Annotated in this window: 24 protein-coding genes and 1 pseudogene; 13 read left to right on the top strand and 12 right to left on the bottom strand. The window is 64.3% G+C overall.

Going from position 1 to position 18,230, the window contains the following annotated elements:
- Both Q3C01_RS23250 and sseA read left to right on the top strand, forming a co-directional pair.
- A complete protein-coding gene (locus tag Q3C01_RS23250) occupies positions 1-414 on the top strand; it encodes a rhodanese-like domain-containing protein (protein WP_458147634.1) in 414 nt (137 codons plus the stop codon).
- 138 nt (positions 415-552) lie between these two features.
- Positions 553-1,416 carry a 3-mercaptopyruvate sulfurtransferase gene (gene sseA, locus Q3C01_RS23245; RefSeq protein WP_458147633.1) on the top strand — a complete coding sequence of 288 codons (864 nt, stop codon included), beginning with the start codon at positions 553-555 and terminating at the stop codon, positions 1,414-1,416.
- 7 nt (positions 1,417-1,423) lie between these two features.
- On the opposite strand, the gene Q3C01_RS23240 is transcribed toward sseA, so the two are convergent.
- Positions 1,424-2,185 (bottom strand): hypothetical protein, encoded by a 762-nt coding sequence (locus Q3C01_RS23240; RefSeq protein ID WP_458147632.1) that lies wholly within the window; start codon positions 2,183-2,185, stop codon positions 1,424-1,426.
- 360 nt (positions 2,186-2,545) lie between these two features.
- On the opposite strand from Q3C01_RS23240, the gene Q3C01_RS23235 reads away from it, so the two are divergent.
- The gene (locus tag Q3C01_RS23235; RefSeq protein ID WP_458147631.1) at positions 2,546-3,703 is read left to right on the top strand and encodes a L,D-transpeptidase; all 1,158 of its coding nucleotides are present in this window, start codon (positions 2,546-2,548) and stop codon (positions 3,701-3,703) included.
- A gap of 55 nt (positions 3,704-3,758) precedes the next feature.
- On the opposite strand, the gene Q3C01_RS23230 is transcribed toward Q3C01_RS23235, so the two are convergent.
- Both Q3C01_RS23230 and Q3C01_RS23225 read right to left on the bottom strand, forming a co-directional pair.
- Positions 3,759-4,721 carry a D-2-hydroxyacid dehydrogenase family protein gene (locus Q3C01_RS23230; RefSeq protein ID WP_458147630.1) on the bottom strand — a complete coding sequence of 321 codons (963 nt, stop codon included), beginning with the start codon at positions 4,719-4,721 and terminating at the stop codon, positions 3,759-3,761.
- A 138-nt stretch (positions 4,722-4,859) separates the two neighbouring features.
- Positions 4,860-5,072, bottom strand: a complete 213-nt coding sequence (locus Q3C01_RS23225; protein ID WP_458147629.1) for a hypothetical protein — start codon at positions 5,070-5,072, stop codon at positions 4,860-4,862.
- A 237-nt stretch (positions 5,073-5,309) separates the two neighbouring features.
- Here Q3C01_RS23225 and ettA point away from each other — a divergent pair, with 237 nt between their 5' ends.
- Positions 5,310-6,959, top strand: coding sequence for an energy-dependent translational throttle protein EttA (ettA, locus tag Q3C01_RS23220; protein ID WP_458147628.1), 1,650 nt, complete (start codon positions 5,310-5,312; stop codon positions 6,957-6,959).
- 7 nt (positions 6,960-6,966) lie between these two features.
- On the top strand, positions 6,967-8,193 hold the full coding sequence (locus tag Q3C01_RS23215; RefSeq protein WP_458147627.1) for a lytic murein transglycosylase: 1,227 nt from the start codon (positions 6,967-6,969) through the stop codon (positions 8,191-8,193).
- A gap of 179 nt (positions 8,194-8,372) precedes the next feature.
- Here Q3C01_RS23215 and Q3C01_RS23210 read toward each other — a convergent pair whose 3' ends face one another.
- Entirely contained in the window at positions 8,373-8,654 is a 282-nt protein-coding gene (locus tag Q3C01_RS23210) for a hypothetical protein (RefSeq protein WP_458147626.1), read from the bottom strand.
- A gap of 230 nt (positions 8,655-8,884) precedes the next feature.
- Positions 8,885-9,217 (bottom strand): hypothetical protein, encoded by a 333-nt coding sequence (locus Q3C01_RS23205; protein ID WP_458147625.1) that lies wholly within the window; start codon positions 9,215-9,217, stop codon positions 8,885-8,887.
- Positions 9,218-9,368: 151 nt separating this feature from the next.
- Here Q3C01_RS23205 and Q3C01_RS23200 point away from each other — a divergent pair, with 151 nt between their 5' ends.
- The 3 genes from Q3C01_RS23200 (at position 9,369) to bfr (ending at position 10,757) form a co-directional block, all read left to right on the top strand.
- Positions 9,369-9,692, top strand: a complete 324-nt coding sequence (locus Q3C01_RS23200) for a hypothetical protein (protein ID WP_458147624.1) — start codon at positions 9,369-9,371, stop codon at positions 9,690-9,692.
- Between the two features lie 169 nt (positions 9,693-9,861).
- Entirely contained in the window at positions 9,862-10,134 is a 273-nt protein-coding gene (locus tag Q3C01_RS23195) for a (2Fe-2S)-binding protein (RefSeq protein WP_283040766.1), read from the top strand.
- A gap of 134 nt (positions 10,135-10,268) precedes the next feature.
- Positions 10,269-10,757: a bacterioferritin gene (gene bfr, locus Q3C01_RS23190; protein ID WP_027522416.1), complete on the top strand. Its 489-nt coding sequence runs from the start codon at positions 10,269-10,271 to the stop codon at positions 10,755-10,757.
- A 225-nt stretch (positions 10,758-10,982) separates the two neighbouring features.
- Here bfr and Q3C01_RS23185 read toward each other — a convergent pair whose 3' ends face one another.
- Together Q3C01_RS23185 and Q3C01_RS23180 are read right to left on the bottom strand one after the other, a co-directional pair.
- Positions 10,983-12,044, bottom strand: coding sequence for an alpha/beta fold hydrolase (locus Q3C01_RS23185; protein WP_458147623.1), 1,062 nt, complete (start codon positions 12,042-12,044; stop codon positions 10,983-10,985).
- Between the two features lie 166 nt (positions 12,045-12,210).
- Complete coding sequence (locus Q3C01_RS23180) at positions 12,211-12,618, bottom strand: nuclear transport factor 2 family protein (RefSeq protein ID WP_458147622.1); 408 nt, start codon at positions 12,616-12,618, stop codon at positions 12,211-12,213.
- Between the two features lie 142 nt (positions 12,619-12,760).
- Between Q3C01_RS23180 and Q3C01_RS23175 the strand changes: the two genes are divergently transcribed.
- The 3 genes from Q3C01_RS23175 to Q3C01_RS23165 all read left to right on the top strand — a co-directional run bounded on the left by Q3C01_RS23175 (position 12,761) and on the right by Q3C01_RS23165 (position 14,120).
- On the top strand, positions 12,761-13,453 hold the full coding sequence (locus Q3C01_RS23175; protein WP_458147621.1) for an ArsR/SmtB family transcription factor: 693 nt from the start codon (positions 12,761-12,763) through the stop codon (positions 13,451-13,453).
- 94 nt (positions 13,454-13,547) lie between these two features.
- Positions 13,548-13,814: a DUF2277 domain-containing protein gene (locus Q3C01_RS23170; protein ID WP_458147620.1), complete on the top strand. Its 267-nt coding sequence runs from the start codon at positions 13,548-13,550 to the stop codon at positions 13,812-13,814.
- A gap of 87 nt (positions 13,815-13,901) precedes the next feature.
- On the top strand, positions 13,902-14,120 hold the full coding sequence (locus Q3C01_RS23165) for a hypothetical protein (protein WP_458147619.1): 219 nt from the start codon (positions 13,902-13,904) through the stop codon (positions 14,118-14,120).
- Positions 14,121-14,132: 12 nt separating this feature from the next.
- Here the strand turns inward: Q3C01_RS23165 and Q3C01_RS23160 are convergent, their stop codons facing one another.
- Positions 14,133-14,669, bottom strand: coding sequence for a collagen-like domain-containing protein (locus tag Q3C01_RS23160; protein WP_458147618.1), 537 nt, complete (start codon positions 14,667-14,669; stop codon positions 14,133-14,135).
- A 160-nt stretch (positions 14,670-14,829) separates the two neighbouring features.
- Between Q3C01_RS23160 and Q3C01_RS23155 the strand changes: the two genes are divergently transcribed.
- Positions 14,830-15,081 (top strand): hypothetical protein, encoded by a 252-nt coding sequence (locus Q3C01_RS23155; RefSeq protein WP_458147617.1) that lies wholly within the window; start codon positions 14,830-14,832, stop codon positions 15,079-15,081.
- A 134-nt stretch (positions 15,082-15,215) separates the two neighbouring features.
- Here the strand turns inward: Q3C01_RS23155 and Q3C01_RS23150 are convergent, their stop codons facing one another.
- Positions 15,216-15,464: a helix-turn-helix domain-containing protein gene (locus tag Q3C01_RS23150; protein ID WP_458147616.1), complete on the bottom strand. Its 249-nt coding sequence runs from the start codon at positions 15,462-15,464 to the stop codon at positions 15,216-15,218.
- A gap of 183 nt (positions 15,465-15,647) precedes the next feature.
- Positions 15,648-16,414: pseudogene (locus tag Q3C01_RS23145) on the bottom strand (SDR family NAD(P)-dependent oxidoreductase).
- A gap of 287 nt (positions 16,415-16,701) precedes the next feature.
- Here Q3C01_RS23145 and Q3C01_RS23140 point away from each other — a divergent pair.
- Positions 16,702-17,190 (top strand): J domain-containing protein, encoded by a 489-nt coding sequence (locus Q3C01_RS23140; protein ID WP_458147615.1) that lies wholly within the window; start codon positions 16,702-16,704, stop codon positions 17,188-17,190.
- Positions 17,191-17,194: 4 nt separating this feature from the next.
- On the opposite strand, the gene Q3C01_RS23135 is transcribed toward Q3C01_RS23140, so the two are convergent.
- Positions 17,195-17,836 carry a hypothetical protein gene (locus Q3C01_RS23135; protein WP_458147614.1) on the bottom strand — a complete coding sequence of 214 codons (642 nt, stop codon included), beginning with the start codon at positions 17,834-17,836 and terminating at the stop codon, positions 17,195-17,197.
- 88 nt (positions 17,837-17,924) lie between these two features.
- Positions 17,925-18,179, bottom strand: a complete 255-nt coding sequence (locus Q3C01_RS23130; RefSeq protein WP_458147613.1) for a hypothetical protein — start codon at positions 18,177-18,179, stop codon at positions 17,925-17,927.
- Positions 18,180-18,230 lie beyond the last annotated feature (51 nt).

Below are 18,230 nucleotides of genomic sequence, written 5' to 3'. Positions count from 1 at the left end.
ATGCCCCAAAATATCACCCGCGGCATCAAGGCGCTGATCGACGAGGCCAATGCCGAGATCGAAACGCTGTCGGCCAAGGACGCCATCGAAATCTCCAAGAACGGCGACGTTGTCATCGTCGACATCCGCGACCCCCGCGAGATCGAGCGCGACGGCCGTATCCCCGGCGCGTTTGCCTGCACCCGCGGCATGCTCGAATTCTGGATCGATCCGCAGAGCCCCTACGCAAAACCGATCTTCCAGGAGGACAAGAAGTTCGTTTTCCACTGCGCCGGCGGCCTTCGTTCCGCGCTCGCAGCCAAGACCGCGCAGGACATGGGCCTCAAGCCCGTTGCCCACATCGCCGGCGGCTATGCTGCCTGGCGCGACGCCGGCGGCCCGGTGGAAAAGTGGGAGCCGAAGAAGAAAGCCTGACTGGGACCGAGCTATCAGCCACGACGTCATGCCCGGGCTTGTCCCGGGCATCCACGTTCTTTCGCGACACAAGCAAGGCGTGGATGGCCGGGACAAGCCCGGCCATGACGACCTAGAAAGTTGCCGGAGACTACATCAATGACTGACGCCACCACCATCGATCCCCTCGTCTCCACCGAATGGCTCGCCGCCCACATTGGCGACGCCAACGTGAAGGTGCTCGACGCCACCTTCAAGCTGCCGGGCGTGCTGCCGCTGCCGAAGGACGACTATCTTGCCGCGCATCTGCCGGGCGCGGTGTTCTTCGATGTCGATGCTGTATCCGACCACGCCAATCCGTTGCCGCACATGTTTCCGAGCGCCGAGCAGTTCGGCGGCGACGTCGGCAGTCTCGGCATCGGCAATGCCGATACGGTCGTGATCTACGATGCCGGCGGCTGGGTCGCGGCGCCACGCGCGTGGTGGATGTTCCTGTCCTACGGCCACAGCAACGTGCGTATCCTCAACGGCGGCCTGAAGAAGTGGCGCGCCGAGGGGCGTCCGGTCGAGAGCGGCGAGGTGAAGCGGAAACCCGCAACATTCAAGGCGAGCTATGATCCGAAGCGCGTGCGCAGCATGCAGCAGTTGATCGCGAACGTCGAAAGCCGTGCCGAGCAGGTGATCGATGCGCGTCCGGCCGAACGCTTCGAGGGCCGCGCCGCGGAGCCACGGCCGGGCATCCGCTCCGGCCACATCCCGGGCGCCCGCAACGTGCCCTATGCCCAATTGTTCGATGCCGCGACCGGCGAAATGAAGTCGCTCGCCGATCTCAAGCAGGCCTTCAGCGGCGCGGGCGTCAAGCTCGACGCGCCGATCGTGACGAGTTGCGGCTCCGGCGTCTCTGCCGGCGTGCTGACGCTCGCGCTTTACCGGATCGGAATCACCGACACCGCGCTTTATGACGGCTCATGGTCGGAATGGGGCCAGGAGGGCGGTCCGGTGATCGCGACCGGGCCGGCCTGAGGCCCGCTCAACGGGCGCGGGTGGTCGCCGCGTAGGCCGGCTGCCGGTATTGCTGCAGCGGCTGCGTGGCGAAGGGACTGAATATCTGCTGCACCTGCACTGGCAGCGGTAGCGGCCGGCGCACGATCCGCTGCCGCTTCTTATTCGCGCGCCGCTTGGCGGCCTGCTTGTCGGACGTGTCGCTCGCGGCCTTGGCTTTCGTCGGCGGATCCTGCGGAGCGGCCGTCGCTGGATCGGCGAGCGCCGCGACCTCTCTGGTCCCCTCGGACGGCGGAGGCACGGTCGCTCCGGCCTGCTGCGGCTCGACTACTGTGGCCGGAGTTGGGGCCGCCTCGATGATCGCGAGCGGGTCGGTGACTGGGGGCGCTGGCTCGGCCGACGCAGTTTGCGTCACCGGAGCCTCGGCTGGCGGAGAGGGAGCCTCAGTCGCGGGGGCTTCCCCGGCGACCGGCACGACCGGCGCGCTGCTCACCTCGGATGTCAGTGCGGCAGCCTGCTCAGGTCCGCTTTCGGGAAGGCCGATGGTCGGGACTTCATCCCGCACCGAGGTCGAGGGCGGCAGCGGCTCGGTGCGCAGCGTTGCGAGCACCGGCTGCGGCGGCTCGCTCGCCTGTGCGAACACCTGCTCCTGCGGGCCGTTTCGCCAGGACGGATTGCTGACGAACTGCTCATGCGTCGCCCGCAGCAGCGCGGCGGCCCCTAAGCCGAACACCAGGATGGAGGTTGACAACAGGATCGCGGCAAACAGGAAGCGGAAGCCGGGAAGCATCGAAGGGCAATTTCCGCCTTGGCAAGGTTGGTGCCGAGGCCCTTGAGCCATCTGAACGCGGTGACGGTACTGGCTTGCCGCCTTCGCCGCGCGGGAAATAGGTCAACGCGGAGGACGAATCAGGCTGATTCGAGAATACCCGAACGCTCCTGAGCCTTTCCGTAAAAATCGGGGGCGGAGAGACCGGCAACCTGCGGCCCGTGCGATTTCCGTTTCGTGATGCACCTGAGCAACGGTCGCGCCGCCGATCACAAATCACCAAATCAGGCCCAAACCGGCCTGTTTTGTCTTGAATGCGCCGCGATCTTCGTCCATTTGCCCCTTAACGGTCCGGTCGGGCCTGGGGACTAAACTAGGGCGATGATGATCAAACATTTTCTGACGATTTGCGCTGCCGCAACAGCCGCTGCGGCGGGAGCCTCGCTCGCGCAGGCTCAGCAGAGCTATCCGGTCCAGCAGGCCCCGGTCTATCAGCAGGGCTATCCGTCCGAATATCGTCCCGGCGACCGCGTGCCGAATTTCGACGCGCTCGAGGATGACGACGACGCGATGCCGTCGCAGCCGCGGAACTCCGCCGCGCTGCCGCCGCCCGGCCCGTCCGGTCCCGTGATGTCGCCTGACGATCCGCGCTATGGCCGCCCCGCCGGCGCTCCGCCGGTCTATTCCAATAATGCGCCGCAGGGGCCGGTGATGTCGCCGGATGATCCCCGATATGGCCGGCCCGCCGGCCCGCCTGCGGTGATTTATGCCGACCGTCCGGCCGCGCCGCAGGGCGCCGACGACGGCCTGCGTCCGCCGGAAGGCGTCGGTGGACCCGCCGCGACCGGCGGTGTCCAGCAGCAGCCTGCCGGTCCGAATGGCCCGCCGATGACGGTTGCGGCGCTTCCCCCGGAGGAGCAGCCTGACGCGGCGCCCACGGAGTTGCCGGCGAACCTGCGTCGCCAGGAGGTCGCGTTCCAGACCAAGGAGCCGGCCGGTACGCTCATCGTCGATACCCCGAACACCTACCTCTATTACGTCCTCGGCAATGGCCGCGCGATTCGCTACGGCGTGCGTGTCGGCCGCGACGGTTTCACCTGGACCGGTGTGCAAAAGATCACCCGCAAGGCGGAGTGGCCAGATTGGCATCCGCCGACGGAAATGATCGAGCGCCAGCCCTATCTGCCGCGCTTCATGGCTGGTGGTCCCGGCAATCCGCTCGGCGCGCGCGCAATGTATCTCGGCTCGACGGTGTACCGCATCCACGGCACCAACCAGCCCTCGACGATCGGCAAGTTCGTCTCCTCGGGCTGCATCGGCATGCTGAACGAGGACGTCTCCGACCTCTTCGATCGCGTCAAGGTCGGTACCCGCGTCGTCGTGATGCCGGGCGGCCCGTCGCCGGGAACGGCGACCGCATCTGCCGCGCCGGCGCCCGGCGCTGCCGCACCAGCGCCGATGGCAGCCCAGGCCGGCCCGGCCCCGGGCAGGCAGCCGACCGTGGTGCCACCGCTGCCGGCGCCCGTCACGGTACGCTGAGCGCTTCGAAAGATCCTTATTGCGAAGGGCGTGCCATCGGCACGCCCTTTTCGTTTCAGGCCAGCCGCTTCGGCGGCTCGCTACCCTTCGTCCAGGCGTCGATCGCCTCGACCATCTGCCCGTAATGGATGCGCAGCCCGTCCGCGGTGGCGTAGCCGAGGTGCGGTGTCAGCACGACATTGTCGAGCTTGCGGATCGGATGATCGGTCGGCAGCGGCTCGACCGAGAACACGTCGATGCCCGCACCCGCGATCTTCTTCTGTTGCAGCGCCTCGAGCAGCGCTGCCTCGTCGACGATCGGCCCGCGCGCGGTGTTGACGAGATAGGCGGTCGGCTTCATCCGCGCGAGATCGGCGCCGCCGACCAGCCCGCGCGAGCGCTCGCTCAGCACCACATGGATGGTGATGATATCAGCCTTCGCAAACAGCTCCTCCTTGCTGGCGTAGCCGACGTCGATCTCCTTGCATTTCTCAGCAGTCAGATTCGGGCTCCAGGCGATGACGTTCATCCCGAACGACTTCGCGATTCCCGCGACCTTGCTGCCGAGCTTGCCAAGCCCGACAACGCCAAGCGTCCGGCCCTCGATCTCGATGCCGGCAAAACTCTGCCAGGGTTCGCCCGCATGCATGCGGGCGTTCTCGCGGCCGATGCCGCGGGTCAATTCCAGGATCAGGCCCATGGTGAGCCCGGCGGTCGGATCGCGGGAATATTGCGTGCCGCAGACAACGACGTTGCGCGCTTTCGCCGCTTCCATGTCGATCGCGGCGTTGCGCATGCCCGAGGTCAGCAGCAGCTTCAGCTTGGGGAGCACCTCGAACAGGCTCTTGGGAAACGCCGTGCGTTCGCGCATCGCACAGACGATCTCGAAATCCCCGAGCGCGCCTGCCGTAGCCTGCTCGGAGGCGAAGGGGTGATTGAACACCGTCACGTCGACACGATCGGAGATCTTCGACCAGTCAGCGACGTCTTGGGCGATGTTGAAATAGTCGTCGAGAATTGCACAGCGCAGCCGCGTCATCGGGAAAACCGTCCATCCATGGCGAGGGGCGACGGCGCACGAAGGAGGCGCCATCGATCGAACCTTGCCATGCTTGCGCACAATCGGCGGCCGGCGCAAGCAGCAGGACTCTTCAAAAATCCGGCAGCAGGCGGGGCGTCAGAGGTCGCGCGGTTTCAGGCGGAACGGCGCGTCCATGCCGTGCTTGGCGCGCCAGGCGGGGCCGGGGCCGCGCATGTAGTGGAGTTCCGGGCGATAGGGGTTGAAAGCCGTGGCGAAGAACCGGACCCAGAACGCGCGGAGCTCGGCGAAGAGGGTGGAGCCTCCGGCTCCCGCCGGGACGGGATGAGCGGTTGTCTCGATCATTGCCATGATGCGGCCTCGCTGTTCTCCCCGCCGCTTCTGCCGCGGGTGGCGCTTTTTGTGGCGTCACGACCAGCTTTGGCCTGCTTTATTAAAAAATGGTTTCAATTGTAGGGATCGGCTGCCCGGATGGTGTCCATCCCGTATTCATCCGTGGTGAACGGAGGGAAAACGTTGCCCTTTGGGGGCAGGATCGCTACATCGGCGACAAGCAAATTTCCTCAAATCGAAGGTTTCACGGGACCGATGGCGCGCCAGTTCGTCTATTTCATGGAAGGCCTGACCAAGAGCTACCCGACCCGCAAGGTGCTCGACAACATTCGCCTGAGCTTCTACCCGGACGCCAAGATCGGCGTGCTCGGCGTCAACGGCTCGGGCAAGTCGACGTTGCTCAAGATCATGGCCGGCCTCGACAAGGAGTACACCGGCGAGGCCTGGGTCGCCGAGGGCGCCCGCGTCGGCTATCTCGAGCAGGAACCGCACCTCGACCCCAAGCTCTCGGTGCGTGAAAACGTCATGCAGGGCGTCGCCAAGCAGAAGGCGATCCTCGACCGCTACAACGAGCTTGCGGTGAACTATTCCGACGAGACCGCCGACGAGATGACCAAGCTCCAGGACGAGATCGAGGCCCAGGGCCTCTGGGATCTCGACAGCAAGGTCGACCAGGCCATGGACGCGTTGCGCTGCCCGCCCGACGATGCCGATGTCACGAAGCTCTCCGGCGGTGAGCGTCGCCGCGTCGCGCTGTGCCGGCTGCTGCTCGACCAGCCCGAGCTGCTGCTGCTGGACGAGCCGACCAACCATCTCGACGCCGAATCCGTGTCGTGGCTTGAAGGGCATCTGCGCAATTATCCCGGCGCGATCCTGATCGTCACCCACGACCGGTACTTCCTCGACAACGTCACGGGCTGGATCCTCGAGCTCGATCGCGGTCGCGGCATTCCCTACGAGGGCAACTACTCGTCGTGGCTGGTGCAGAAGCAGAAGCGGCTCGAGCAGGAAGGCCGCGAGGATGCCGCGCATCAGAAGACGCTGGCCCGCGAGCAGGAATGGGTTGCGTCCTCGCCGAAGGCGCGTCAGGCAAAATCCAAGGCGCGCTATCAGCGCTATGAAGAGCTGTTGAAGCAGGCGAGCGAGAAGCAGACCCAGACCGCGCAGATCATCATTCCTGTCGCCGAGCGGCTCGGCGCCAATGTCGTCGACTTCGAAAGCCTCAGCAAAGGCTATGGTGACCGCCTTTTGATCGACGATCTCACTTTCAAGCTGCCGCCCGGCGGCATCGTCGGCGTGATCGGCGCGAACGGCGCCGGCAAGACTACGCTGTTCAAGATGATCACCGAGCAGGAAACTCCGGACAGCGGCACCATCACGGTCGGCGAGACCGTGCATCTCGGCTATGTCGACCAGTCGCGCGATGCGCTCGACGGCAAGAAGACGGTGTGGGAGGAAATCTCCGGCGGCAACGAGCTGATCCTGCTCGGCAAGAAGGAAGTGAATTCGCGCGGTTACTGCTCGTCGTTCAACTTCAAGGGCGCCGACCAGCAGAAGAAGGTCGGCGCGCTGTCAGGCGGTGAACGCAACCGCGTGCATCTCGCCAAGATGCTGAAATCGGGCGCCAACGTCCTGCTGCTCGACGAGCCGACCAACGACCTCGACGTCGATACGCTGCGCGCGCTGGAAGAGGCGCTGGAGGATTTTGCCGGCTGCGCAGTCATCATCAGCCACGATCGCTGGTTCCTCGACCGCATCGCGACCCACATCCTGGCCTTCGAAGGCGACAGCCATGTCGAATGGTTCGAGGGCAACTTCCAGGACTACGAGAAGGACAAGATGCGCCGCCTCGGCCAGGACAGCATCATTCCGCATCGCGTGAAGTACAAGAAGTTGACGCGGTGAATTCAGCATGATGCGGCGGACGCTCATTGCTGCGGTGATGGTGATCACCTGCTGCTGGTCGTCCGCCCATGCCGCCGACGCCGCCTTTACCCAGTTCATCGCTTCGCTCTGGCCGGAGGCGCAGGCCGAGGGCGTGTCGCGCGCGACGTTTGATCGAGAGACTGCAGGGCTCGAGCCGGACTACAAGCTGCCTGATCTGATCCTGCCGGGACGGCCCGCGACCGGTGCGCCGTCGCAGGCCGAGTTCGTGCAGGTGCCGGCCGACTACATCAAGGAAGCCTCGATCGCGCGGCTTGCCGGCGAGGGGCAGCGGCTCCTGCAAAAGTATCGCGACGCGCTCACCCAAATCGAGAAGAGCTCGGGGGTTCCTGCCACCGTTATGCTCGCGATCTGGGGACGTGAGACCGACTATGGCCGCTACACGCTGCCTTACGATCTCGTGCGCGTGCTCGCGACGCAGGCCTATGTCGGCCGGCGCAAGGACACGTACCGCAACGAGTTCATCCTCGCGCTGAAGATTCTCGGCGAGGGCGTGGTCACGCGCAAGGACATGCGGGCGTCATGGGCCGGCGCCACCGGCCTCACGCAGTTCCTGCCGTCCGAATACTACAAGCACGGCGTCGATTTCGACGGCGACGGCCGCATCGACATCTGGCATTCGGTGCCGGACGCGCTGGCCTCCGCCGCGCAGCAACTCGTCAACAAGGGCTGGCAGAGCGGCGTACGCTGGGCCTATGAGGTGCAGGCGCCGGCGAAAGTCGATTGCACGAGCGGCGTGCCGGAGGTGACGAAACCGATTGGCCAGTGGCTGCGCGAAGGCTTTGTGCCGGTACGCGGGCAGAAGCTGAGTGCGGCCGAACTGGCGCAGCCGGCATCGCTGCTCCAGCCCGAAGGCATCTACGGCCCGTCGTTCCTGACCACGAAAAACTACTTCGTCATCAAGGAGTACAATTTCTCCGATCTCTACGTGCTGTTCGTTGGCCATCTCAGCGATCGCATGACGAGCCCGCTGCCGTTTGTGACACCCTGGTCAGCCTCGAAGCAGTTGCGAACAAAGGACGTCGAGGCGATGCAGCGCGGGCTGACGCGGATCGGGCTCTACAAGGACAAGGTCGACGGCAAGGCGGGCATGCTGACGCGCGCCGCGCTCGGAGCCTATCAGAAGTCGGCAGGGTTGAAGGTCGATTGCTGGCCGAGCGAAGAGGTGCTGCGCTCGATCCAGGCAACGCCTTAAAGCGCGATGAGATTAGGATGAATCGTCATCGCGCTTTAGGTTGTTGTGTGAGCATGATCTTTTCGGAAAACCGCTCCACACTTTTCCGGATCATGCTCTAGCGAGCACGAAAGAAAAAAGCCCGGCCGATGATTTCGGCCGGGCTTCGATCGCGGCGCGAGGTGCGCCCGTCGATCAACTCAGTAGCAGACGCGGACCGGGCGAACGACCCAGCCATAACCGTCCCAGTAACGCTGGCGCTGCCAGTAGCAGGGCGCGGGCGGCGGGGGCTCGGCCACGTAGACCGGGCCGCCATAGGCGGGGCGGCTTGCCGCGATGGCGCCGCCGACGATCGCACCGCCGATCAGCCCGGCAGCGAGGCCGGCGCCGACGCCGTCATGGGCCTTGGCGGGCGGAGTGGCGGTCACCAGCGAACCGGCGACCGTCGCAACCGTGAGGGCGGCAACTAAAGTCTTCTTCATGCTAAGGGCTCTCCTGGGAGAAGGCGCTCAAACGAGCGCCGGGTTTCAAAGGCTCACGCACACTCTGATGGAATTGGCCGTCCCGCTAGGAAGCGCGCAAATGGTCAATCCACCGTAAACGCACGCGGAGCTGTGACGAGAAAAAGCGGTCTTTTTCAGGCTTTTGGCTGAACGAAAGCCCCGCAAAAAACCGGCCGTTCCGGCACTAATCTGTGGAAAAGGCGGTCTACTCAGCCGCAGACGCGAACGCGGCGCACGCGCCAGGCATAGCCATCCCAGAAGCGCTGCCGCTGCCAGACGCAGCCGCCGTAATAGTCGTCAGCGGCATAGCCGGGGCCCGGGCCGTAGTAGCGGGGCGGGGGCGGATAGCCGGGACCATCATAGTAACCGGGACCGGGTCCGTAGTAATACGGGGATGCCAGTGCGCCCCCGACGATGGCGCCGCCAACGATGCCGGCGGCCACGCCCGCGGCGACACCGCGCTGCGCATGGGCCGGCGCCGGCGCAAGTGCCGATGCGGCCAGTGTGGCGGCGGCAGCGAGTGCCAGGAGCGATTTCTTCATAGATTTTACCTTTCACAACGGACGCGGACGTGGTTCCGCACCCAAGGTTCCATATCCTGCTTGAATGATCAATGAACGGAATGCCCGCGGGAGGCGACGAACGCGTGCGGGAGGCGGCTCCCGCGAGGGCACGAAATCCGAGCAACAAGCCATGAACAGTCTGATGATGAGCGCCCTGATCGCTGTCGGGGCCACCTCGGTCTGCTTCGTCCTGATGACCCATGTGCAGAACCGCAGCCGGCGGCGCTCGCGCGCGGGTGCCGGTGCCGATGGCGGCGACAGCTACTCTGGCAGCACTTACGGCTTTTCGCTGGGAAGCTGGTTTTCCAGCGACAATTCATCGTCGTCAGTCGATAGTTCCAGCAATCCGATCGATAGCTCCTGCAGTTCCAGCAGTGACAGCGGCAGTGGTGACAGCGGCGGTAGCGACTGCGGCGGGGGCGGTGACAGCGGTGGTGGCGGAGGCGGCGACTAGGCCTGCGTTCGATTGCACCTTGATCCAGCGCAAATTGCCTCTTTAGATCCGTTCTAGGCTGAATCGCGGCTCAGTTTGGAATAGCTTCAAATACCGGTTTTTCCTTTTGCATCCGGCCGAGCCCTTAAATATCGATGATGGTGCATCACCGAAGGGCCTGCCGTTTTCCATGATCGTCTGTTCCTGTAACGTGCTGAGCGATGACGACATCCGCGCCGCCGTCGCCGATTCCGACGACGCCGTGCGACATGCCAAGCAGGTCTATGGCTGCCTCGGTTGTAGCGCCGAATGCGGACGCTGCGCGCGCACCATCAAGACCATCATCGATGAAGCTCTCGGCCCATGTGCCAAGTCCTGCTGTGCCGGCTGCCCGCACAGCCACCAGGTCGCCGCCAACGACGAGATCGTCGAGCCCGCCGAGTTCGCACTCGCAGCCTGCTGACTTCTTTTTTCTTCAATCGGCCGAGCTTATCCCCGGGTGCGACCCCGCGACGGGTTGCTCCCGTTCCAAACTTGTTTTAGATGCGTTCTAAATTCGGTTTATTACCGATGAGGCCGCAAGAGCTGGAGTGAATCATGCAGGGCGACGCGAAAGTTATCGAATATCTCAACAAGGCACTGCGTCACGAGCTCACCGCGATCAATCAATACTGGCTGCACTACCGCTTCCTCGACAATTGGGGCCTGCGCGACATGGCCAAGGTCTGGCGCAAGGAATCCATCGAGGAGATGGAGCACGCCGACAAGCTCACCGAGCGCATCCTGTTCTTCGATGGCTTCCCGAACATGCAGGTGCTCGATCCCTTGCGCATCGGCCAGAACGTCAAGGAGATCATCGATTGCGATCTCGCCGCCGAGATCAGCGCGCGCGCGCTCTACCAGGAAGCGGCCACCTACTGCCACAGCGTGAAGGACTACGTCACGCGCGACCTGTTCGAGAAGCTGATGAGTGACGAGGAGCACCACATCGACTTCCTGGAGACCCAGCTCGACCTGATCGGCCGCATCGGCCTCGAGCTCTACACCCAGAAGCACGTTGGTGGACTTGAGGGCGAGGGGCATTAGGCTCCGCACTCGCAACATGCACCGATGTCGTCCCCGCGAAGGCGGGGACCCGTAGTCACGGGCCGGTATTGTTGTGCGAGCTGGCAATTGCCAGTCTTGGTCTAGCCCGTGCGTCGATCCGTATCGTTGACGCAATAACGCCCGAGCGGCGGGCCCATGCTCAAATCATATGCGGCGCATGCGCGGCGGTTGATGCGATGCGAAATCAACGGCCGCGCGTTGCTCTCACATCGTCCGCTGCGGGGCGGTTTGGAGCAATTGCCGGAGCTGCTCGGCGTAGAACTTTGCGTTGCCGGTGGTGCCGTGGCCGCGCGTCTCCGTGCTCGCAGGGATCAGGAATAGGCGGCCGTTCTTGACCCGCTTCATTGCCGCTTCCGTAACGCCCGTCTCCGGCGGATTGCGCTCGTCGTCAGCGGCGTTGATCAGCAGCAGCGGTGCCTCGATCCGCTCCAGGCGCTCCGAAGCATCGTAGTCGTGCGAGGACTCCCACTGATAGACGAAGTCATTGGCATCCGCGGTGATTGGTGCGGCGAGCCGTTCGTCAATCATCTTGTCGGCCTTCGCCGCCGTCGGCGCCTGCGCCTGATAGGCGAGCGTCCCGCCGATGCTGGCGATGCCATAGGCGACGATGGCATATTTCATCATGCGCGGCTGGCTCGTGTAATTGCCACCGTTGTAGTCGGGATCGCTGCGGATGGTGTCGAGCATGATCCGCCGCATCATCCAGTTGCGTGATGCCATCTCGGTCGGCTGCGAGGCCATCGGCACCAGCGCATCCATGCTTTGCGGATATTTCTCGCCCCACAGCCAGGTCTGCATGCCGCCCATGGAATTGCCGATCACGAGGCGCAAGTGCTTGATGCCGAGGCCTTCCGTCACGAGGCGGTGCTGCGCCTCGACCATGTCGTCGTAATCGTACTTCGGAAAGCTCGTCTTCATTCCGTCGGACGGTTTTGACGATTTACCGTGGCCGACCGCATCGGGAATGATGATGTAATACTTGGACGCATCGAGCGGCTGTCCGGCGCCGAACAACTCGCCCGCGAAAGCCGGTGTCAGCATGCCGGCGGCCGATTGGCCGGTGCCGTGCAGCACCAGCACCGGCTGACCGGTCGGCTCGCCGATCGTGGTGTAGTGCAGTTTCAGCTCCGCCATGGTCTCACCGGTGTGGAACTTGAAATCCTTCGCGATCCAGTCGCCTTGTTTCGGAGCCGGGTAATCGGCCGCCATCGCCGGGATTGAGATGGACAGCAAAACGGCAGTAAGCATCGCGCCCGAAATCTTCATGTGTCTCTCCGCGCTGCGGCCGCCTTCATCCGGGCCGCTTCGCGGGCGATCTTATCAGCGTCACTTTGAGGATCGAGGGCGGATGCACCGCTGGCCACCAGAACATTTTCGCAATGTTGCGTCGCGCAAGTGGAATATTCGGCGGCCGGCCCAAGAGCCTGCCGGCTCATTCGTGCTTGAGAAAACCGAGTGCGTACCAGCCCCAATAAACCCTGTGGCGCTGGATCCGGCCCTTATCGATCTCCATGATCTCGACCAGCTCCATCTGGTCGCCGTCGGGAGAGACGCGTGGATATTCCCAGGTGACGATACGGCCGTCCGTGAAGAAACCTTGCTTGAAGCGCTTGCGCTGAGGCGGATTGGTCTGGAAGACGCGGGCAATGAAGCTGCGCAAATTGTCCTTGCCTTTGACGATTCCACTTGGGGTCTTCAGGAGGTGTTGGACCAGCGGGCTTTCGATGGATGCGTCATCCGCATAGAGCGCGAGCGCTGACTTGAGATCCTTGTTGCCGAGGGCTTCGTCCCACAGCTTGCAAATACGTTCGGCGTCGCTTTGGTGTGCTTCGTTGATCATGGTGTAATCCTCGGGATTCGGGGGATATTCCCCGAGGATCGCAGGGCTGCGCCGCCAAAGTTTCACGGAATCCTGAAATGACCGCACTCTGGATGGTTGCGATGAGGCGGGGGCGCGCCCAGATCAGGGATGGGAGTTTTTGATGGTGATCGCACGAGTGTCGGTGCAATCGGGATTTTCGCGGCTCACGGAGGCTTTGAGCGATCCGGCGCGTGAGGCCATGGTGAGTGCCCTGTTCGGCGGCAAGGCCTTGCCTGCGGGCGAACTGGCATCGCTTGCCGGCGTGTCGCCGCAGAGCGCCAGCGCGCATTTGCAGAAGCTGACGGACGCGCGCCTGCTCTCGGTGTGGCAGCAGGGCCGGTTCCGGTATTATCGGATCGCCGACGATGAGGTCGCTGGCCTGATCGAGAATCTCGTCAATCTCGCCACCAGGACCGATCATGCCGAACGAACGCGACGCATGCCGACACCGCTCCGGCAGTCGCGCACCTGCTATTGCCATCTCGCCGGCCAGCTTGGCGTGGCGCTGCTGGACGGTTTGGTGCGTCGCGAACTGATCGCGTTGCGCGGCCAGGACGGCTCTCTTACCGAGCAGGGCCTGGCCTGGTGTCGCGCCGAGGCAATCGACTTCAAGCCGGGCCGTGATCCTCACATGCGCCTCTGCAACGATTGGACCGAACGTGTTCCGCATCTGGCGGGCCCATTTGCTAATGCGCTGCTGAAGCGGCTGGTCGAGACGCACGCGCTCGTGCCGCATCGCATTCCACGTGCGCTTCGTCTCACGCCGAAGGGGCGCGCCTTCTTCGAGCGGCTTGGCGTCCCCGTTCCGTTCTGACCCATCGTGGTGCCGATGACATCGGCGGACCCGGCATGTAGCATTGGGCTGACGCCGATCGTCCTCGAACAGGAGCGCCTTTCAGGAGGAACTTATGTGCCGCAACATCAAGACGCTGTTCAATTTCGAGCCGCCGGCGACGGAGGACGAGATCCACGCCAGCGCGCTGCAATTCGTGCGAAAACTGTCCGGCTTCAACAAGCCGTCGCAGGCCAATGAGGCGGCATTTGATCTTGCGGTGGCGGAGGTGTCGGAGGCCGCGCGACGACTCCTGACCTCGCTGCACACCCACGCGCCGGCGCGAGACCGCGCGACGGAGGCCGAGAAGGCGAAGGAGCGCTCGCGGCTGCGCTTCGGCTAGCGGCTTACGTGACCTGTCTCACGGTCGAGCACCTCGCGGCGCGCGAAGATGTTCGCCGGGGTTTTTGAGCAAACCCGGAGCATCACCATGAGCCGCCCTCTGATCTCTCTGAAAGCCGGTGCCGTCATCTTCACGGCGCTGTGGACCGCCTGGATGATGTGGTGGAGCGGTTCCTACAGCAGTGCCAACTTCGTCATCCTGGCGGTCTGCGGCGCGGCGGTCGGCTATGTCTGGTACCGCGCCATGCGCTGGCAGTTCGAGCGCATGGGCATGCTGCCGCACAAGGATAACGGGTCCGCACACTAGGCGCGGCTGCGCTTATTTGTCCTTGTTGCCGTGCTTCTTCTTTTTCTTCTTTTTTCTGTGGTCGTCCTCGTCCGTCTCCTCGCTCGCGTCGCCAACGTAGATATCGGCATCGATGTCGTCCTGGACGGCGGCTTCCAGCGCCTCGCGCTCGGCGGCTTCGCGCTCGCGCTGGCGCCGCCGCTCGTCCCAGGCATCAAAGAGCTGCCCCAGCCATGGCAGCACCTGCTCGATCGAGGGCAACTGACCGGCCGGGCCGGGTTCGCCGCGCGGGCCTTGCGGACCGGCCTGTCCCTGCGGTCCGGCTGCCCCTTGCGCGCCGACAGGTCCCCGCGAACCAGCCTCGCCCGGCTTGCCTTGCGCTCCCGGTTTACCCTGCGGTCCGGCCTTACCGGCCGCCCCGGGCTTGCCCTGCGGCCCCGGCTTGCCGCGCTCACCGTCCGGGCCGCGCCGCCCGGGATGTCCCTGCGGGCCCGTTCGCCCCGGCTCGCCCTGCCGCCCACGCGGACCCTGAGGTCCCTGTCGCCCTTGCCGCCCCTGATCGTCTGCCACGCCACTACTCCTGATCGAGAAGCCCGTTAATTAGCGGCGTTTCACGACGGCAGCAATTGCGCGGGGCCGTTTTGCCGCGCTTGATCAACATCAACCGGCGGCGCGGCAAGCCATGGCATTGGATCGGCTGCGCGAGATTACCCCCCAAGCGGAGCCGTTGATGACCGCGGCATGGAAGATGCTCTTGCTGTTCATGCTGGTGTTCGCGATTGCCGCCGGGCTCGAGCAGGTCCTCGTGCCGGGCATCGTCCCGATCGCCTTTGCCGAAGAGCCGCAACCCTCCTGGGCGGTCATGACCGCCTTCCTGCTGCGCGCGATCGAACTGACCGCGGCTTTCGTCGCGGCGCTGTCGCTCGCGATCGCGCTTGGCGTGACGCTCAGGAGATGGTGGCGCCGCCGCGCCGCGTCCTAAAGCGCGATGATGCCCATCGCACTTGAGGTCAGGGTCTCGAGTATGGTCCGCGCGCAAACGCGTTCCGCGTATGTCGCGACGGAAAACTGCTTCACGCTTTGCACTGACGCGGCCCTTCGGGTCCGGATCGTGCTCTAATCGTGATAGGCGGGCACGTCGATGCCTTCGGCTGCGTAGATCCGGATCTTGTTGCGCAGCGTGCGCACGGAGAGGCCGAGCACGCGCGCGGCGCGTGTGCGGTTGCCGTCGCAGCGGGCGAGCGTCTGGAGCACGAGCTCGCGCTCGATCTCGCCGACAGTCGACCCGATCAGGAGCGGAACGATTTCATTGGGGGAAAGAAGCTGCATAGCCGACGCGGACGCAGCAGAGTGAACAATGGTCATCAACACACCTCCCGACCAACGCCCGCTTCCATCGTTGAAAGCGGATCGAGAACAAACGACCCCCAAGCCGTAGTTCTACGGTGGTCGGGTTTGGTTAACGGATGGTTAACAACGACGGAATGCACCAGATGACCTTGGGATAACCGCAAAGTGGCCGCCATTGGCACAAGCTGCGTAGCCCGCTCACACCGTCCTGTAGCCGCCGTCGACGATCACGATCGAGCCGGTGACGTAGGCCGACAGATCAGACGCCAGGAAGATCGCAGGGCCGACGATGTCCTCGGGCTTGCCGGTGCGCCCGAGCGGGGTGTGATCGAGGAAGGCCTGCACCAGCGCCGTATTGGTGGCGCGTACCTGGGCATTCAGCGGTGTTCGATGAAGCCCGGTCCGATGGCGTTGACGCACACACCTTCCTTGCCGAGCTCGGCGGCGAGCGCCTTGGTGAAGCCGAGCACGCCGTGCTTGGAAGTGGTGTAGGCGGCCGAGCTCGGCGTGCGCAGATGCACGAAGGACTGGATCGAGCCGATATTGACGATGCGGCCTTTTGTGGCCCGCAGCGGCGCGAGATAAGCCTGCGTCATGTTGAAGACGCCGTTGAGATTGAGCGAGATGATGTCCTGCCAGTCCTTCGCGACCGCTTCGGTGTCCGCGGTGAAAGCGTTGCGGCGGGTGATGCCGGCATTGTTGACGAGGATCGAGACCTGCCCGATCTGTTCGGCGACTTCCTTTGCCAGTGCAAAGCAGGCGTCGCGGCTGGTGATGTCGAGGGCAAAACTGTCGGCGGTTCCTCCGGCGCTGCGGATCGCGTCCGCGGTGTCTGCCGCCGCGCCCGCGTTGATGTCGAACAGCACGACGCGCGCCCCTTCGCGCGCGTAGCCTGTCGCGATCGCGCGGCCGATGCCGGATCCTGCGCCGGTGATGACTGCGACGTGGTTGGCGAGCAGGGACATGGCGCTTCCTCGACTGCTTTTCTTGTGTTGCCGACAAGCTAATTCAAAACCGAACCAATCGAAACGCCAAGCTAGCTCTGCGCGTTGCTGTCATCCCGTTTTGGATGCCGCGCGATTTGGACGGCCGCGATGCGCCGATCAGGCCTCATTGAGGAGGCCGGCGCCGGCAAGATGCGCGGAAATTCCCGCCGGATTCGTGTCGAAGTTTCGCGAAAGGCTAACCCGAAATTAAGACGTCGGAAACGCCGCGCTTGGCATACTCGCTTTCGTTGCTAAGTGTTGCGCACATGATGGACCGGATTGAATCCTGGAAGTTGGCCCTCGAACGTTTGCGGACCGCCCACACCGTCGACTGGGACGAGGCGGGCCGGCTTGCCGCCGAAATCGCGCGTGCAAGCACCGACACGACGCTGCGCCAGGCGGCCGAGCAGGCGATTCCGATCCTGCGTCAGGCAGCCCATGACGGGCAAGCCCACGACATTACGGTCGCGGCGCAGCGTCGCCTCGGTGTCGTGCTCGAGGTGATCCACGGCCTGACCGCGCCGCGCTTCGGCCGCCGCAACACGTTGCCGAAGAAGCTCACCAACGAAGAACGCGCGCGCCGCACGCTCGGCCTGCCGCTCGCGGTTCAGCTCACCTGCGACGACATCCACCAGGCCTATCGCCGTCTCGCCAAGACCATGCATCCCGACCGCGGCGGCAGCGAGCAGGCCTTCCTCGACCTCGCCACCGCGCGGGACATCTTGATCCACCCCGGCGCGCACAAGGACGCATGAGGCGTCAGCTTCTGTTCACGCAGCTTGGATAAGGCGCCTTCTCGCCCGCGACGATCGGGCAGAGGTCGATCGGACGCAGCTCGCGCAGGCGTGCCGGCCATTTCTCGTCGTCGAGCGGCGGCTTGCCGGAGGCGGGGCCGCGCTCGGCCCATTGAATGGTGTAGTAGTCGGCTTCGCCCTTCAGCGTGATCAGCAGCGCGGTTTCGCTGTGGCGCTCAGGGCCGGTGTCGACGCTGCCGCAGCCGATCACGGCGATGAATGCATCGGAGCCGCCGAATTTTGTGGTGCCGAGCGCTTTTGCGGCAAAACTCTCGGGGCACGCGGATTTGAAGCCGCCAGCAATGTTGCCGGCGAATTTTTCCGGGGTAAGGCCCGGATTGCCGGAAACACCTTTCTCGCCGGTGACCGTGATCATCTGGCTCCAGGCTTGCGCGCTCTCGCCCTTGAGCGCGGCCTCGCGGATATAGTGACCGCCCTTGGTGTTCTCGAACACCGCGGCAAAATTCGACGGCATGTCAAAGCTGACAAGCTGGCTGAAGATCGGCGAGATCACGCGGAAGGATTGCAAGGTCTGCGCTTGCGCCGGCATCGCCAACCCCAGAAGCGACAGTCCGAGAACTGCAGCCTTCGCCATTACAATGCGCATCAAGCTTGTCCCCCCTTGTCAAAACGCAGAGGGCAAGGACGCGGCTCGCGCCCTTGCCCCTTCGAAAGGTTCGCCGATCGACGAAAGCTTAGAGGGTGCAGTGACCCTTCTTCAGCGCATGCTCCTTCAGTGCGAGCGCGTCGACGAAGGTCGGAACGGAGCCGCTGACGCGATGATAGTCGGACGGCCACGGCGTGGTCGGAAGGCTCTCGTCCCAGATCTGGCAGATGCCGGTGTTCTGCCAGCGGATCAGGTGATAGCCGGCGGCTTCAGCGGGGCTGGTGGCAACGAAGGCTGCAGCAGCAACGCCGACAGCGGCACACAGCATGGAAAAACGACGCATGGATAGCTCCTCAAATGAAAGATGTGATGCTCCTCCCGACAATGTCTGGGA

It is taken from the genome of Bradyrhizobium sp. UFLA05-109 (assembly GCF_054185165.1).
Note: the sequence above shows the minus strand (reverse complement) of the source record. Positions and strands in the feature narration are given on the sequence as shown.